The following is a 15874-nucleotide window of genomic DNA, read 5'->3' on the forward strand; positions in this document are numbered from 1 at the left end:
GATGTTCAGATTGCGGAGGCTTCGAGATCGCCGTCGTAAGCTGCTCTTACAAGACGCTTCATTGCATCGAGATCGAACGGCCGTGGATTGTTCTTGATGAGCCTGTCGATGCCGAAGGCCTGTTCTGCCGTCCAGTCGAGCTTGTCGGCTGCCAGCCCGAGATCGGCAAGGGTGGGGGTGATACCGATCGCTGCGAACAGCCTGCGAATTTCCTCGATCGCGGCGACGGCAAGCTGTTTTGGATCGGCACCCTCACGATCAAGCCCAAGCGCTTCAGCGATATCGGCCATTTCGGAGGTGGAAACCGACCTGTTGTAGTTCATCACGTACGGCATCATGGTTGCAACACCGAGGCCGTGCGCGGTGTGGGTCAGCGCTCCGGCTGGGTATTGGACGGCGTGAGCCGCTGCGGTCCCTGCTGTCCCGAAGGCACAACCCGCTGCCAACGCTCCCATCATGACATCGGCTCGGGCCTCTTCATCAGAGCCATCCTTGCAAGCCTTTTCGAGACTGCGCCCCAGAAGCTTGATTGCCAACAGTGCAAAATGATCGGTGAGGGCGCTCTTTCCGATAAAGACGTGTTCTTGCGCCAAAGCGGGATCGGTGCCTCTGCGAGCCGCAGTGAAAGCCTCGATAGCGTGGGTCAGGGCGTCGGCTCCGGCGATTGCGGTCAGTCCGGGAGGGCAGGTCATCGTCAGTTCCGGATCGCAGATCGCCACGGCCGCGATTAGATATGGGCTGGATATGCCGACCTTCAGCGTGCGGTCGGTGTCGGAAATGACCGCAACGGGTGTGACCTCTGATCCCGTTCCTGCCGTTGTTGGCACGGCAATGACGGGGATAGTGGGACCTGGGACCTTGTACTCGCCGTAGTAATCCTTCAACGCTCCGCCGTGGGTGAGCAGCAGGGCCGCACACTTTGCCATATCAAGGCAACTTCCTCCGCCGATCCCGATCACCAGATCGGGATCAAAGCTGCTCGCGTCCTCGACGCATGTCGAGACAGTAGCTGCGGGGACGTCAGGCTGGACACCATCATGAATCAGCACTGCAATGTTCGCAGCCTCCAGCGACTTGACGATCTCGCCGAAGACGGGCGAGCCAGCAAACCGTTTGTCCGTGCAGATGAGTGCGCGTTGACCTAGTTTAGTCGCAACTGAGGGGAGAGCATGGCGCTGCCCCTTGCCGAAAAGAATTTCGCGGGGAAGCCGGATGGCGGCGAAAAGGGTCATTGTCGATGTCCTCTGGCAAGTGGTTTGTTCGAGTAGGAAAGTGCGTTGAGCTCGTCCCACAGTTTGGGGCTGATCTCGATCCCGTCCTTGTGCGCCTGTTCACACCGCGACGATGCGCCGTCGCCGGGAACTGTGACGGGGCGCAAAGGATCAGCGGGGATGGAAGTTCGGATTCGCTCGAGATAGTCACTGAAGCGCCGGAGCAGGGCTGGCTCTGCAGCAACGTCAATGACGATCAGCACATCTCCCTTGTTGCAGATATTGTCGGCGTCGAGCGTGCCGCGCACGTCGGGAGCCAGCGCCGAACCAGCGATCGAGGCGACGAGGAGCTCGAGCGCTATCCCGAGAGCGTACCCCTTTGCATCGCCGAAAGGCGCGATCGAACCCCTTGTGGCAGCTGCGGCATCCGTGGTCGGCTTTCCGTTGCTGTCGCGAGCCCAACCTTGAGGAATGGCGACGCCGTTGGCAGCATGATGGTGGATCTTGCCCATTGAAACGAGACCGGTTGCCAGATCGACAATGAGCGGCCTTCCGGCCGTGGGAACAGCGATCGCGAGCGGGTTGGTTCCGAGGAGCGCGCGCGTCCCTCCATAGGGGTGAACAAGCGCTTCGCTCGAGGACATGGCAATGCCGATTTGGCCGCGATCGGCCACGCATTCGACGTAGTGCGCAAGCATGCCAAGATGGTTGGAGTTGCGGATGCCAGCAACTGCAATGCCAGTTGCACGAGCCTTGTCAGCGATCCGCTCGAGCGCGGCATGGGCGACGACCGGTCCCAGTCCTTTCTGGCCATCAACCTCAAGGAAAGAGGACGAGCGCCAGTTTTGCATTCCCGCAGCCGATGTATCGATAAGGTCGCGCTCAATGCGGGACAAGATACGCGGTAGCCGCTGCAGGCCATGGGAGGGATGGCCTTTCAGCTCCCCTTCCACCAGCACGCGTGCCTGCATTGCAGCGTGGGCCGCAGGTGTTCCGCGGTCCGCAAGGAGGCGTGTTGCTAACGCCATGGCGCCGTCTTTATCTACCCTCACAACATCTCCGATATAAAATCCTATAGGATATGGGATTGCATATCGCGGAGCATCGTGTTAGCGATGGTTTGTGTCAAGAGGCAAAAAATAATGCAGGACCGGAATATAACGATGTTGAACGAAGCGCCCGACCCAAGTGGATTCATTCAGCGGAGCAACAGCCTCGCAGGCAGTGTCTATGACGCGATCTTCGCCCAGTTGATGTCCTTGAAGATTGCCCCAGGCGCAAGGATCACCGTCGATAACCTCGTCCGTGAACTCAACGTATCGCAAACCCCTATCCGCGAGGCGCTCGGTCGCCTTGAGGGAGAAGGGCTTGTGGTTAAGACCCATCTCATCGGATACAGCGCAGCGCCTCAGATCGCTCGCAGGCGTTTTGATGAACTCTATCAGCTCCGTCTGCTGCTTGAGCCTGCGAGCGCAGCCAAGGCTGCATCTGTCATGGATGAGCACAAGCTCTCCGCACTTAAAGAGGCCGCAGGTGTGATGGGCCGCCGGGACGGCGGCGACGAACGACTGCGCTATTCGACCTTCGCTCGCCAGGACGCGCTCTTCCACGACAAGATTCTCGAAATCGCTGGAAACGAGCTCATTCGCGAGACGCTGAACCATCAACACACGCACTTTCACATTTTCCGATTGATGTTTCACTCTCGGGTCACCGAGGAGGCTCTAGATGAACATGAGGCTCTGATCACCGCGTTCGCTGCGGGCGATGCTTCCGCAGCCGAAGCGGCAATGCGTGTCCATCTCGAGCACTCACGTGACCGACTGCTCCCCGCGTTCGATTAAGAGGCCGCCGATGTCGAGCGTTGTGAGCATGGAACGAAACGGAGGGGCCTCGGCGACTGAGACCCACAGCGTTGCGCGCGCTCCCGTTCTGCGCGCCGAGGGTGTCTCCAAGCAGTACGGACCAGTTACGGTTCTATCTGATGTCTCCCTCGAAATCTTCCCGGGTGAGATCCACGCGGTCATCGGCGAAAACGGTGCTGGCAAGTCGACCTTCATGCGCCTCTTGTCGGGCTACGCCGAACCGAGCACCGGGTCGCTTTCCATGAGCGATGGTGCGGTCCGGTTCTCCAGGCCGGAGCAGGCTCAACAGGCAGGTATCGTTCTTGTCCACCAGGAGATCCTGCTCGCTGACGCGCTTACCGTTGCAGAAAACCTGTTCCTCGGTCGTGAGCGGATGCGAAACGGCGTCGTCGACGACAAGGCCATGCGTCGTATCGCCAGGGAGAAGCTCTCCGAACTCGGCTGTGATGCGTCACCCAACGCGCTGGTGCGCAACATATCGCTCGCTGATCGCCAGCTCGTTCAAATCGCCCGCGCGCTTCTCGACGATTACAAGCTTGCGATCTTCGACGAGCCGACTGCAGTCCTCACCGAGGAAGAGGTCGAGCGTCTGCTTTCGATCATCATGCGACTGAAAGAACAAGGCACCGCAATTCTATACATCAGCCACCGGCTCGATGAGGTGCAACGCCTGGCCGACAAGGTAACGGTGCTACGTGACGGCAAGATGGTTGGCAGCTATCCCGGCCACACCCTAAGCCAGATGGACATGGCTCGCCTGATGGTCGGCCGCGATCTCGCCGCGCTCTATCCGCCCAAGCGGGTAAAGGCGTCAAGCGGCGTGGAACTGACTGTTCGAGACCTCTCGGTGCCAGGTTTCGTCAAGGGCGTGTCCTTCCAGGTGCGCAAGTCCGAGATACTGGGTTTTGCCGGGATGATCGGTGCCGGTAGGACGGAACTGTTCGAAGGCATCATGGGATTGCGCCCGGCAAAAGGTGTGGTTGAGTTGCTGGGCAAGCCCATCGACATCCATTCGCCGCGGGCAGCACTCGATGCGGGCATCGGGTATTTGACCGAGGACCGAAAGGGAAAAGGTCTTCTTCTGCGGGAAGGATTGGCGCCTAACCTGACGTTATCGGCTCTCGGTCGCTTTCACCCCGGGCTCCTGATGCACCGTCGCCGCGAGCGGGCCGCGCTCGCTGACGCAATCGAGCAATACGATATTCGCCTCAAGAGTACGAGGGTCCAGGCGGGCCAGCTCTCAGGCGGCAACCAGCAGAAGCTGCTGCTCGCCAAGGTACTGCTGACCGCACCGTCGATCGTCGTGATCGATGAGCCAACGCGCGGCATCGACATCGCCAACAAGGCGCAGATCTACGCCTTCATTCAGCTGCTGGTCTCGCAGGGCAAGACCTGCATCGTCATCTCGTCGGAGATGCAGGAACTGATCGGCATCTGCCATCGGATCCTTGTGATGCGGGAAGGGCGCATCGCAGGAGAGGTCTCTGGCGAAGAGATGACAGAACACAATGTCGCGCTCTTGGCGACGAGCGATGCCGCTGAACGTGTTCAGAGAGGAACAAGATGACCGTATTAACAGGCTCCACTTCGGTTAGACCGGAGCGGGAATGGAATATCGGCTGGGCCGACGTCGGACCCTTTGTCGCTTTGGCCGTGCTGATGGTGATCGGCTTTGCGATCAATCCGGACTTTCTGTCCGCGACCAACCTCGGCAATGTCATCACGAGAAGCGCCTTCATCGCCATCATCGCCGTCGGCGCGACGTTCGTGATTTCCTCGGGTGGGCTTGATCTGTCCGTCGGATCAATGGCCGCGTTCATCACCGGAATCACCATCATGTTCATGAACCGGATGGCCCCGGAGTGGGGGGTGTCGGCAATCCCGGCTGGCATGGTCGTGGCTGTAGCCGTGGGGCTGTTCTGCGGCCTCATGAATGGCCTGATCGTCACTGTCGGGAAGATCGAGCCGTTCATTGCCACGCTCGGCACGATGGGCATTTTCAGGGCGCTGATTACCTACATGTCGGACGGAGGCACGATCCCGATCGACCGGAGCCTACGCGACGCTTACCGTCCGGTGTATTTCGGGACGGTCGCAGGTATACCACTGCCTATCGTGATCTCGCTCGCAGTTGCCGCGATCGCATCCTTCATCCTCTACAAGATGAAGTACGGGCGCAAATGCGCAGCCGTCGGCGCCAACGAGGACGTCGCGCGCTACTCCGGCATCTCGATCATTAAGACCCGCACTATCGCCTACGCGATCCAGGGTGCCTGCGTTGCAATCGCCGCCATCTGCTACGTGCCGAGACTCGGAGCAGCCACTCCGACGACAGGTGTTCTTTGGGAACTGCAGGTCATCACCGCGGTGGTGATCGGCGGAACAGCGCTGCGGGGCGGCAAGGGACACATTTGGGGAACGGTCGCGGGCGCGGTCATTCTTGAACTCATCGCCAACCTGATGGTGCTTTCCGATTTCGTCTCGGAATACCTCGTAGCTGGTGTCCAGGGCGTCATCATTATTATCGCCATGCTCATTCAAAGGTTTTCGAAATAATCCGTGTCAGGACCACACGGGTTCACGGTCTTCGGTCCAAATTCTGGGAGGAATGGAATGTCTACTACGAAATGGATAGCGGCCGCGGCCGTGAGTACTTTGTTCATTGCAAGTCATGGATTTGCCGCCGACAAGAAGGTCGTCGCGGTTTCGATCCCCGCAGCCGATCACGGATGGACGGCAGGTATCGTTTATCACGCTCAGGCGGCAGCCAAGGAAATCAACGCTTCGTTTCCCAACGTCGAAGTCGTCGTCAAGACCTCGCCCTCGGCAACCGCACAGGTAAGCGCGCTTGAAGATCTCTCGGCAGGCCGCAAGCTCGATGCGCTGGTCATCCTGCCCTACACGTCCGAGGAACTGACCACGCCTGTGAAGGCCGTCAAGGATTCGGGGACGTTCATCACCGTCGTCGACAGGGGTCTTAACGACCCGTCCATCCAGGACCTTTATCTGGCGGGCGATAACATCGCCGTAGGCCGTAACACGGCGAAGTTCATGATCGAAAAGCTCGGCGGCAAAGGCAATCTCGTCGTGCTACGCGGCATTCCGACCGTGATTGACGATGAGCGTATCCAAGGATTTCAGGATGCCATCAAGGGCACCGATCTCAAGGTTCTGGACATCCAGTACGCGAACTGGAACAGCGATGAAGCCTTCAAACTCATGCAGGACTATCTTGCCAAGTACCCGAAGATCGATGCTGTATGGGCAAACGATGACGACATGCTGCTTGGCGTACTGGAGGCCGTCAAGGAGTCAGGTCGCAAGGACATCAAGCTGGCGCTCGGCGGTAACGGTATGAAGGACATCGTCAAAAAGGTCATCGACGGTGACGCAATGACCCCGGTCGAGACGCCTTACCCGCCTGCCATGATCAAGACTGCGATCTACATGACGGTCGCCAACCTCGTCGGCCAGGCGCCCGTGCGTGGAGCGGTCAAGCTGGATGCGCCGCTTATCACCCAGGAGAATGCCAAGGAATACTACTTCCCGGACTCTCCGTTCTGATTATCAACGTCACCGGGGCGGCCAGCGCCGCCCCATCGCATGACCTAAGAGGAGTAAAATCATGCCAGGCAAGAAGATACTGATGCTGACGGGCGAGTTCACCGAGGAGTACGAAATCTTCGTCTACCAGCAGGCGATGGAAGCGGTCGGCCATACGGTGCATGTGGTCTGCCCGGACAAGAAGGCAGGGGATCTGATCAAGACGTCGCTACACGACTTCGAGGGCGACCAGACCTACACCGAGAAGCTCGGCCATTTTTTCACGATCAACAAGACCTTCTCGGAAGCCGAGGCGCAAATTGATCAGTACCACGCGGTCTACGCGGCGGGCGGGCGCGGTCCTGAATACATCCGCACCGACAAGCGCGTCCAGGCGATGGTTCGCCATTTCCACGAGACCCGGAAGCCCATCTTCACGATCTGCCATGGGGTCCAGATCCTGATCGCCGTCGACGGGGTCGTGCGCGGCAAGCGGGTTGGTGCTCTTGGCGCTTGCGAGCCTGAAGTGACACTCGCCGGTGGCACCTACGTCGATCTGTCGCCGACGGAGGCACTCGTTGATGGAACTATGGTTTCGGCGAAGGGATGGACAGCACTTGCGGCGTTCATTCGCGAGTGCCTGAAGGTCCTTGGGACTGAAATTCATCATCGTGACGACGTGGCACAGGCTGCGGAATAACCGGCAAACTTTTGCTGACCTATAGATCTTAAGTTTAAGGCTGCCATGTTGGCGGCCTTCCAATCATGAGAAAGAAAAGCGACCTCATCTTTGGGGTCGGGTTCGATCGGATAGGAGAATTCACATGGAGGCACGCCCATGGGAACGCTGTCTGACCCTCTCACCACGGATTGATCATCAAGTTCAGTGGGGACGAAGTATTCATCGAGTTCGAAAGCGCCCTAAACACTGTCCAGTGCGTGATAGCGCTCGAGGCGAGAGGCCTCGAGCAGCGCCAATTAACTCGTTTGAAGAGCTATTTCCATCGTCAGTCGGGCTGAACTGGCCGGATCGTTTCCACCGAAATCTCCCCCTCCAAGACGCCGCGCGAGACATCGGTGCGGTTTCTGTCGATCTCGATCACCGTGTAGAGCTTGTCGTCGCGAAATGCGCTCGCGTTGACCGTGGTAACGTCATCTGCGGGCGCGGCGTCAACCTCCATGAAGTCTAGTTCACGGCTCGCCGCGACGATCCGCGCATCCCCCGCCGTTCTTGCGGCGACAATCACTACGTCATGTCCTGGCGAATTGCCCCAACGCGGATCATCTGGCTCGGCGATCGGCTCCAGACGATAGATTCGAAGCGTCTCACCAGCATCCCCGGACGCCCCCGCCGCTGCAGCGTCGGCGATTTGAGCCTGGCTCTCCACTGAACGTCCAAATGTATTGGGATTGGTCGCATTGTTGACTTCGTCGGTACCAGTCTTCGAAACGTTCGACATTTTGTCCTCCATGGTCCGACAATAACGATGTGCGTATCCAACAGTTCCCGTGCCCTCTTTAGTCGTGCTGCGGCTCGGGATCGAAGCCTTGCAGCGTCAATCCTGCAGACAGGCGTCACGACCGGCGCCAGCATCGCGTCCGCGAGATTCGGCATCTCGCCACATGCCATGAAAGATCGCGGTTGTCGGCAAGGCGCTCAGGGAGGGCAACCAGCTGGCGCTCCCGCGCGTCTGGGCGGACGCCGGAGGTCGTCAAAGCTGTGGGAGCTGCTTGACCCTCGCCATGGCGACGCCTCTCGTCCATGCCGATAGGGTCGCCAACACGCGTCGAAAGCTTCTGAAATGGGCGCTTAAGCGGGCGACATTCTCTTACGAAGGTCGAGGGCGGAAGCTCTTAGTCGACGAAACGAACGTTACGTCGCTCAAAGCAAACACACCAGAGAGCCGGTGACCAAGGGGTGCTGACGCAACAAGGCCCATCACGGGGTGAGATGAGCCTCTAGGCCGGTCCAGGAATAACGGGCCCCCACAGCAACAGCGAACGCAAATACTGACGGCGGAACCGATTTCTGTAGATCTAAGGGCGGCCCATTGCCGTCATCATGGGACGGGATCACCTTCCAGCAACAAGTGCGAAGCATCAATCTGAGAAGTTCAGACGGCCGCGGGGGCAATCTCACGCACCAAGGTCTTGAGGCGTACCGGCATCGACACTTTCAAGCCGCAACGGGCGGCCTAGGTGATCGAGGTCGCGACAAAGTCCGCGCCAATATCTGCAAGATTGATCTCAACATAGTCCTGATCGTTTGCGGTCGGCAGGGTCCGTGAACAAAGTCGGCATTCGACTGTAAACCGACATCGGCGAAAGGAAAATGTCCCTAAAACCAGTCCGTCAGTTCTGGATGCGGCGCCCCTCCGACAAAGCTTGATCTCTACTATGGAACCTCAGCATAGCGGATGATGCTCTGATTCTGTACGTTCGCGACTAGTTCATCAGAACGAGACAAAAATCGGCGGAGCAAAGGTGAGGAATTTGAATCGTTGTATCCTAAGGTGAGATCAATTGTCGGAGGCACACCCTCAAGTGCTCTAGCAACGACATTTGGAGTCAGCATATTTTGCGCATAAAGCGGAATAAGCGTTATTCCACCTGTAGACACGACGAGCGACATTGCTGATGGTAGGCCTTCGCCTTCGTACTCTGCCTCGAGTGTGATCCCGACGCTCGACGCGTAATCTTGGATTACCGATTGCAATACGGGAGAAATTCTAGCCGAACTCACGTAAGTTTCGCGCGCAAGGTCCTGGGGCTGGATCTTTTTACGCGACGTCAAGCGGTGGTCCGCCGGCATCACGGCGATCAGTGGCTCCTTAGCTAAAAACTTGAAGGAGACACCAAGACTCTGCGTCTCGGGGCGAAGGAAAGCGACGTCCAGCTTGCCTCGCATCAGTGCCAGAGCAAGGTCTGGGGAAGACTGGCTAGACAATATAATATCAACCCCCGGCGCTTCCTCATGAATGATGCGCAATGCATGGGGTAGCCACACGACCTCTTGGCCTGCGAGAAAACCGATAGCGAACGACTGTTTTTCTGGCCGTTCTGCCCGCCGGGCTCCTTCCGCAGCGGCCTCGACTTGCAACAACGCCAGCCGCGCGTGATCAAGAAACACTTTACCGGCAGCGGTGAGCGTCACGCCGCGCGACTGCCGTTCCAACAGTTTCACACCGACTTCGGTTTCAAGATCGCGAATTTGCCTGCTGAGTGAAGGCTGGGAAGTGTGAAGCCGCCGTTCGGCTGCGGTCAGGAAGCTTCCCTCCTCCGCAACAGCAACAAAATAGCGCAAATGCCTCAGTTCCATCGGGTCTTCGCTATACCTTCAAGGCATAGCTCGAACGTACAAGGTATTTGTCTTTGATAAAAGTAGGATTTAATCAATGTCGCAATTTCGGGATACAATCGAACACGCCTCACCGGAGTATTTCGCTCGCGAGTCGAAAGGAAAGATGAGGTATTCCTGACAATCTTGCGTTGTTTATTTCAGCGCGCGTGGGTGAGTGGCTCTAGTTGAGCAATTATGACTTTAAATGAGTTAACAGCACGGATGGAGCGAGACCATGCCTACAATCACTACCACGGACGGCGTAAACATCTTCTACAAGGACTGGGGCTCAGGCCAGCCGATCGTTTTCAGCCACGGCTGGCCGCTGTCGGCGGACGACTGGGACGCTCAGATGACCTTCTTTCTTCAAGCCGGGTACCGGGTGATCGCCCACGACCGGCGCGGCCACGGCCGGTCCGACCAGCCCGGCACCGGCAACGACATGGACCACTGGGTTGCCGACCTCGCGGCCCTCACTGAGCACCTCAACCTGCGCGGCGCGATCCACATCGGCCACTCCACGGGTGGCGGCGAGGTAGCTCGCTATGTCGCCCGCCACCCGGAGCGGGTCTCGAAGGCGGTACTCGTCGCTTCCCTGACGCCGAACATGTACCGGAGCGAGGACAACCCATCCGGTCAGCCGCCGGAGTGGTTCGAAGCGATCCGCGCGGGCGTGCTTGGCAACCGCTCGCAGTTCTTCCGGTTCGTCCCTGAAAACCCGTTCTACGGTTACAACCTGGACGGGGCCGAGGCTTCGGAGGCGATCATTGCAAACTGGTGGCGTCAGGGCATGACCGGGGGGGCCCTGGCTCACTACGCGACTGTCGACTCTTGGCTGGAAGATTATACGGAAGACCTCAAGAAGATTACCGTGCCGGTATTGGTGATGCATGGCGAGGCCGATCAGGTCGTCCCCTTTGCGAGTTCCGTGCCGCGTGCGGTCGACCTGCTCAGGAACGGGTCGCTGAAGACCTATCCAGGATACCCCCATGGCATGCTGACAACACATGCGGATGTCCTCAACTCCGACCTGCTCTCGTTCATCAGGTCTTGACGACATCGACCGGACCGCGGCCTTCAACCTGTCACCCGGGAGTGCCGGGTGACACCTGTTGCCATTGACATGCCAGCATTGCTGCCATCTTCGGGTTTTATTGCGCTCAACTCGATGGCAGCCTTTGGGACCTGGCCATCGTGTCCGAACGGCTGAAATGCCGGCGGCACCGTCGCTTCCTCGAATCGACGGTGCCGCTCGATTATGCACGAACGGCATCGCCCGGTACGGTGCTGCAAATTTTTAGATCTCCGTGCGCTCGGCGAGGTCTATGTCAACGCCGAGATACCTCACTGAGTAATCTTGGTATGGCCAAGCAGGATCTGGATCGCTCGGAGGTTGCCACTGGCCTTGGATCAAGGCAGCCTTCGTTCGTCGAAGGGAATGCGTGCCGTGATCTTGCCGACGCAGCCAAATCCCAGTGACCCACTCATCGACCAGTCTGGCATGTTGCCGTGTGCTGAGATGATCGGGTGGTCGACTCGACTGGGGAGAGACATAGTCATCGACTGTTCCTCCCCGTGCGGCCGGTCTTCTGAACGACCATCGCTCGAGTTCGAATTTCGTGGCACGTGACGAGGGTCCCAATTTTGATTTTTGGCAAATCGCAGCCGCGGAGCTCGCTGTCGATGGCGAGATCGAACGCGCTCGATCTCGCATCCTTCCTTCTCGGTCGAGAAAGAAGCACACTGCACAGATCTTGCGCTGCTTCAGGGGCTTCTTGACGCCAACTTGCTTGCCTGCGTTCCAAGCAGGTCGACCCAGTGCAGCAGGATCGTATTGTGAGATACCCATTTCAGTTCTCCTATGGCCACCATTGGCCAGAGGGAGAACGCAGAGCTCTCGGTTCTATGACGCGGCCGGAAATAGACTGACCGGAGTTGGGGCCCGGATGGAATTGCAACCACAGAACAGGTGAGCTCAATGATCACTTCCGCCATCATTGCAGTCATGTGAGCGCCAGGTTTACAGACCAAGAAGTTACCATTATGCGGCTACGCGCCTCTACGGCCCACCGCCGCATCATTGCGCAGGCCGGCGTTTGGCCAATGGGGCAAGTGATGCCTATGCACGAGCACTTCGCCAAATCGCGGAGGCGTTTGCGACCTTTGGTGACATTTACCGTAGCTCAGACAGGTCATGTCCACACACCGAACGGTACGGTACGCACGTGCTTTAGGTGGTGGGCACGGTCCCACCGTCGATCACATGCTCGGTGCCGGTGATCGATGACGCTCTATCAGATGCCAGGAAGGCGATCAGGTCCGCCACCTCTTCCGGCTTGGCCGGTCGTCCGAGCGGTATGCCGCCAAGCGAGTTCATGATCACCTGGATCGCCGCGTCATAGCTGAGCCGGCTTCCTCGGCGATACGCGTCCTTAGAGACTGGCCACCCTCTCTAGCACCACTAGCGTTGTACTACAGAATCCGCCAGCGGCTTTCACAGCGTTCATCCAAGCTGCGCGTGAATTTGCCGCGACCCAAGATCGGAGGACAAAGCAGGAAACGTCAATCGAAGGGAGGCTCGAGCGTGGTGCTCGCCCCCATGAGGGATTCGGCCACTTGCGGCGATCACTCGGCATTGGGCGGCCGGCGGCACATGAGGCCCGATAAACAGACTTCTCCCAATGCCAGGCAAATGGCAGCTTCTGCCACCGGCACGAACGACCGAACGTGTAAGCTGACAACTCCAGCCAAGGTGTCGAGTTAATCGACTGGAAGTTCTTCACTCCGTCGCTTCGAGATCGTGGTCACTGGACCGGAGTAGGGCGGCAAGCGTGCGGAGTCCCGTCTCGAGCTGATCGATTGAAGGCGCCGCCAGGGCAAGCCTGACGGCGTTAGGCGCGTGGCCGGGGTTGACGGCGAAGGTTGTCGACGGGGTCAATGCGATGTCGCGACGGGCTGCGGCCGCCACGAAACTCTGGGAGCGCCAGTGCTGCGGCAGCGTCAGCCACAGATGATAACAGTTCGGATTGGCCTGGAAGTCGAACCCCGCGAGACACTCGGCGGCGAGCGCCTGGCGTACCTGCGCGTCGCCACGCTTCAGGCGCGCAAGTTCTGCGGCAGCCCCGTCCGTCATCAGACGCTCCGCCGCAGCGAATGCGAAGCCCGATGCGGTCCAGCCTCCGGAGCGCACTGCCGCCATCACGCTTTCGCGCAGCGCAGGCGGGGGGACGATGAACCCTAAGGTGAGCCCCGGTGCAATCTTCTTGGAAAGGCTGTCGACGACGATGCAGCGATCCGGAGAGAGACTGGCAAGTGGCGGCTCGTCCTCGAGAAAGCTGTACACATTGTCCTCGACGATCCAAAGATCAAGCTCATCGGCGGCGCGAACGAGATCGCGTCGACGGGAAGCCGGCATTGTCGTTCCCAAAGGATTGTGCACTGCTGGCTGAACATAGATTGCCGACAGGTTTGCCTCCTCGTGCGCCTTGCGTAGCGCGTCTGGACGCAAGCCCGAAGAATCCATCGCGACCGGAACCAACGAGATGCCCAGTCGGATCGCGACGCCCTTTATGAATGGATAGGTCAGGGCCTCGACGCCGCATCGTCCGCCGTTCGGAACAACGGCCGCTAGCGCCGCCGCGATGCTCTGGCGGCCGTTGCCAGTGAATACGAGTTGCTCCGGGTTCGGAGACCACTCGGTTCTCGCGAAATAGGCCGCCGCGACGTCGCGTATTCCACGGGTGCCGACGCTGGTCGCTTGTCTCAAGGCAATCTCCAACGCCGCAGGCTGACCCAGTCCCTCCAGGCTCCTGGCGACGATGGCCGTTTGGTTGGGGAGGGTGGGGTAGTTGAACTCGAGATCGATCCGAACGTCGCGGGGTTCGCCCGGTGCGGCGGCGCCCCGCCTCGCTTCACCGGATATGAACGTGCCTCGACCGACCTCGCCAACGACCAGTCCTCTGCGCAGAAGCTCTGCGTAAACCCGGCTTGCAGTGGAGACAGCAATCTTACGCTCATACGCGAATGCTCGCTGCGGTGGCAGGCGATCGCCAGGTTTAAGAGCCCCGGCGGCGATCTGCGCGGCGATCGTGTCGGCGAGCTTCAGATATTCGGAATTCGCCATCATTGCTCCGAGATCAATGTTTTTATTGTACCGATATAGTATCGGAGCATAATGCCCTCGTCAACCGGTGGCGCGGGGCACTATCACAACCGCAATCATTCCAGGCCGCCTGCCGATCTCGACCAGCGGAAGCGACGACGGCCTCGCGTTGCAGCGGGTCAACCGATGGAGAATGGAAATGATCACAGTGCTCTCAGCATTCAGGAAGGTTCTGCGCCACTACGGGCGTCGTATCGCGGTGTCAAAGCTTCGCGAACTTGACGACGATGCTCTGAAGGACATCGGTCTTGCGCGCTCTGAAATCGAGGCCGCAGCCTTCGGCCAGGTGCATGCCTACAGCCGAGGGAGGAGGTCGTGACCACCCAGCCAATCGCTGCAGATCTGACCTTGATGACCGTTCTGGTCGCTTTCACAGGGGTCTTCTTGATCTGCTTCCTGAAAGGGGCGTTCGGAGGAGGATTCGCTATTGTCGGGATCCCGCTCCTGTCGCTCGTGATGGATCCGGTAACCGCCGGTGGCCTGCTCGCTCCCCTGTTTGTCGCCATGGACCTCTACGCGCTCCGCTATTGGAAGCCAAACACGTGGTCGCGGCAGGATCTCGCCCCGTTGCTTCCCGGACTTATTGTCGGAATCGGGAGCGGATATCTGCTTTTCCGCTTTCTCGACCATCATGCGATCGAAATCGTCATGGCTGTCGTCACACTGATCTTCGTTGGGCTGTGGCTCGCGGGAGGCGGCGGCGTTTCCATTCGGCCTCGATCGACACCCAAGGCTGTTGCAGCCGGGCTGGCGTCGGGCATCACCACGATGGTTGCTCATTCCGGCGGACCGCCGCTTGCGATGTACCTGCTGCCGCTCGGTTTGACCAAGGAAGTCTATGCGGGAACGACCAGCCTCTTCTTCACGGTCGGCAATGCCACCAAAGCCGTTCCGTGGTTGATGCTGGTGCGGCCGGAAGGTGCTGACCTGGTGCTAATGGCCGTATGCTTGCTCGCGGTTCCCAGTGGTGTCGGAATGGGCTGGCGACTTCATGGACGTCTCGATCAACGCCAGATCTTCCGCGCATGCTACGCACTGCTTGCTGTGACTGCTGTGAAGCTTCTGTGGGACGGTGTTGCCGGGTATCTGGTATGAAGATCACCAGGAGGTGAGGGTCGATGTGGTGGCGATGTCCTTCCGTCCGTCGCTCAAGAACGTCGTCGGAAAAAGGCAGGCGGTCTCGCGGGATACAACTATTCCCGGCGATGCGGAAGGCGGGAGAGGACGGGTTGGTCTGGACGGTCATCGATTTGTGGGGATTCCTTTCGAAGCCGAGCAGGAAGGTGTCTGGCACCACGATTCGTTTTCGGGCCTCTGGGGTTTCGAAATTGAAGACCTGATTGTCTATCTCAAGGCAAATCCATAGACCGCGAAATGATGGACGCGAATGCTTTGGAGACATACGCGAGGTGGAGATGTTCGGCTTTTTCAAGCGAAGAAAACATGTCCTGCTTTCACCCGAAGTCCAGTTGCTCTGGATCGAAGTGGAGAAATTCCGAGTCCGCTATCGAGCGAACGGTGCCGCAATGACACGGCAATCGATGCAGTCGCGACCGAAAATTTCAGGCGACCAATTCATGAGGTACCTTCGCAACTGACCTGATCGTGAAGAGCGGTTGGTCCGTGACCGATGCGGCAAATATGATAGTCGCCGAATATGTTTCTTGCCGAAGGTCTAACGGGGCAGATGCTCGGTCACCGAGTTATTCTCAGTGAAGGACAAGCTGTTCAAGGTGTGCACAGAATGACAAGT

Annotated in this window: 14 protein-coding genes and 2 pseudogenes; 9 read left to right on the top strand and 7 right to left on the bottom strand. The window is 58.9% G+C overall.

The window, feature by feature from the left end; all coding sequences use genetic code 11:
- Positions 1–5: 5 nt before the first annotated feature.
- Both FHT77_RS26180 and FHT77_RS26185 read right to left on the bottom strand, forming a co-directional pair.
- Complete coding sequence (locus FHT77_RS26180; protein WP_183757834.1) at positions 6–1232, bottom strand: iron-containing alcohol dehydrogenase; 1227 nt, start codon at positions 1230–1232, stop codon at positions 6–8.
- Complete coding sequence (locus tag FHT77_RS26185; protein WP_183757836.1) at positions 1229–2263, bottom strand: Ldh family oxidoreductase; 1035 nt, start codon at positions 2261–2263, stop codon at positions 1229–1231. The genes FHT77_RS26180 and FHT77_RS26185 overlap by 4 nt, the downstream gene beginning before the upstream one ends.
- A 111-nt stretch (positions 2264–2374) precedes the next feature.
- Here FHT77_RS26185 and FHT77_RS26190 point away from each other — a divergent pair, with 111 nt between their 5' ends.
- The 5 genes from FHT77_RS26190 to FHT77_RS26210 all read left to right on the top strand — a co-directional run bounded on the left by FHT77_RS26190 (position 2375) and on the right by FHT77_RS26210 (position 7319).
- On the top strand, positions 2375–3055 hold the full coding sequence (locus tag FHT77_RS26190; protein ID WP_183757838.1) for a GntR family transcriptional regulator: 681 nt from the start codon (positions 2375–2377) through the stop codon (positions 3053–3055).
- Between the two features lie 28 nt (positions 3056–3083).
- Positions 3084–4643 carry a sugar ABC transporter ATP-binding protein gene (locus tag FHT77_RS26195; RefSeq protein ID WP_183757928.1) on the top strand — a complete coding sequence of 520 codons (1560 nt, stop codon included), beginning with the start codon at positions 3084–3086 and terminating at the stop codon, positions 4641–4643.
- Positions 4640–5632, top strand: a complete 993-nt coding sequence (locus tag FHT77_RS26200) for an ABC transporter permease (protein WP_183757841.1) — start codon at positions 4640–4642, stop codon at positions 5630–5632. The genes FHT77_RS26195 and FHT77_RS26200 overlap by 4 nt, the downstream gene beginning before the upstream one ends.
- Before the next feature lie 57 nt (positions 5633–5689).
- The gene (locus tag FHT77_RS26205; protein ID WP_183757843.1) at positions 5690–6640 is read left to right on the top strand and encodes a substrate-binding domain-containing protein; all 951 of its coding nucleotides are present in this window, start codon (positions 5690–5692) and stop codon (positions 6638–6640) included.
- Between the two features lie 61 nt (positions 6641–6701).
- Complete coding sequence (locus FHT77_RS26210) at positions 6702–7319, top strand: DJ-1/PfpI family protein (RefSeq protein WP_183757845.1); 618 nt, start codon at positions 6702–6704, stop codon at positions 7317–7319.
- A 307-nt stretch (positions 7320–7626) separates the two neighbouring features.
- Here FHT77_RS26210 and FHT77_RS26215 read toward each other — a convergent pair whose 3' ends face one another.
- Both FHT77_RS26215 and FHT77_RS26220 read right to left on the bottom strand, forming a co-directional pair.
- Entirely contained in the window at positions 7627–8079 is a 453-nt protein-coding gene (locus tag FHT77_RS26215; protein ID WP_246720187.1) for a hypothetical protein, read from the bottom strand.
- Between the two features lie 935 nt (positions 8080–9014).
- Positions 9015–9938, bottom strand: coding sequence for a LysR family transcriptional regulator (locus tag FHT77_RS26220; RefSeq protein ID WP_183757849.1), 924 nt, complete (start codon positions 9936–9938; stop codon positions 9015–9017).
- Positions 9939–10194: 256 nt separating this feature from the next.
- Between FHT77_RS26220 and FHT77_RS26225 the strand changes: the two genes are divergently transcribed.
- Positions 10195–11013 (top strand): alpha/beta fold hydrolase, encoded by an 819-nt coding sequence (locus FHT77_RS26225; RefSeq protein WP_183757851.1) that lies wholly within the window; start codon positions 10195–10197, stop codon positions 11011–11013.
- 243 nt (positions 11014–11256) lie between these two features.
- Here the strand turns inward: FHT77_RS26225 and FHT77_RS31625 are convergent.
- The 3 genes and pseudogenes from FHT77_RS31625 to FHT77_RS26240 form a co-directional block, all read right to left on the bottom strand.
- A pseudogene (locus tag FHT77_RS31625) lies at positions 11257–11808 on the bottom strand (integrase).
- 381 nt (positions 11809–12189) lie between these two features.
- Positions 12190–12339: pseudogene (locus FHT77_RS26235) on the bottom strand (SDR family oxidoreductase); the annotation flags it as partial.
- A 399-nt stretch (positions 12340–12738) separates the two neighbouring features.
- Positions 12739–14082 carry a PLP-dependent aminotransferase family protein gene (locus FHT77_RS26240; RefSeq protein WP_183757855.1) on the bottom strand — a complete coding sequence of 448 codons (1344 nt, stop codon included), beginning with the start codon at positions 14080–14082 and terminating at the stop codon, positions 12739–12741.
- 178 nt (positions 14083–14260) lie between these two features.
- Here FHT77_RS26240 and FHT77_RS26245 point away from each other — a divergent pair, with 178 nt between their 5' ends.
- The 3 genes from FHT77_RS26245 to FHT77_RS26255 are packed head-to-tail and all read left to right on the top strand — an operon-like array spanning position 14261 to position 15487.
- Positions 14261–14440 carry a DUF1127 domain-containing protein gene (locus tag FHT77_RS26245; RefSeq protein WP_183757857.1) on the top strand — a complete coding sequence of 60 codons (180 nt, stop codon included), beginning with the start codon at positions 14261–14263 and terminating at the stop codon, positions 14438–14440.
- Positions 14437–15216, top strand: coding sequence for a sulfite exporter TauE/SafE family protein (locus tag FHT77_RS26250; protein ID WP_259131358.1), 780 nt, complete (start codon positions 14437–14439; stop codon positions 15214–15216). Before FHT77_RS26245 ends, FHT77_RS26250 begins: the two co-directional genes overlap by 4 nt.
- Positions 15197–15487, top strand: a complete 291-nt coding sequence (locus tag FHT77_RS26255) for a hypothetical protein (protein WP_183757859.1) — start codon at positions 15197–15199, stop codon at positions 15485–15487. The genes FHT77_RS26250 and FHT77_RS26255 overlap by 20 nt, the downstream gene beginning before the upstream one ends.
- The last annotated feature ends 387 nt before the right edge of the window (positions 15488–15874 follow it).

Origin of the sequence: Rhizobium sp. BK181 (genome assembly GCF_014193305.1) — a bacterium.
Classification (GTDB): Bacteria; Pseudomonadota; Alphaproteobacteria; order Rhizobiales; family Rhizobiaceae; genus Rhizobium.

Coding starts and splice junctions, on each gene's coding strand:
- FHT77_RS26210 (WP_183757845.1), top strand. CDS start 6,702: ATGCCAGGCAAGAAGATACTGATGCTGACGGGCGAGTTCACCGAGGAG.
- FHT77_RS26180 (WP_183757834.1), bottom strand. CDS start 1,232: ATGACCCTTTTCGCCGCCATCCGGCTTCCCCGCGAAATTCTTTTCGGC.
- FHT77_RS26200 (WP_183757841.1), top strand. CDS start 4,640: ATGACCGTATTAACAGGCTCCACTTCGGTTAGACCGGAGCGGGAATGG.
- FHT77_RS26240 (WP_183757855.1), bottom strand. CDS start 14,082: ATGGCGAATTCCGAATATCTGAAGCTCGCCGACACGATCGCCGCGCAG.
- FHT77_RS26245 (WP_183757857.1), top strand. CDS start 14,261: ATGATCACAGTGCTCTCAGCATTCAGGAAGGTTCTGCGCCACTACGGG.
- FHT77_RS26220 (WP_183757849.1), bottom strand. CDS start 9,938: ATGGAACTGAGGCATTTGCGCTATTTTGTTGCTGTTGCGGAGGAGGGA.
- FHT77_RS26205 (WP_183757843.1), top strand. CDS start 5,690: ATGTCTACTACGAAATGGATAGCGGCCGCGGCCGTGAGTACTTTGTTC.
- FHT77_RS26195 (WP_183757928.1), top strand. CDS start 3,084: ATGGAACGAAACGGAGGGGCCTCGGCGACTGAGACCCACAGCGTTGCG.
- FHT77_RS26225 (WP_183757851.1), top strand. CDS start 10,195: ATGCCTACAATCACTACCACGGACGGCGTAAACATCTTCTACAAGGAC.
- FHT77_RS26190 (WP_183757838.1), top strand. CDS start 2,375: ATGTTGAACGAAGCGCCCGACCCAAGTGGATTCATTCAGCGGAGCAAC.
- FHT77_RS26215 (WP_246720187.1), bottom strand. CDS start 8,079: ATGTCGAACGTTTCGAAGACTGGTACCGACGAAGTCAACAATGCGACC.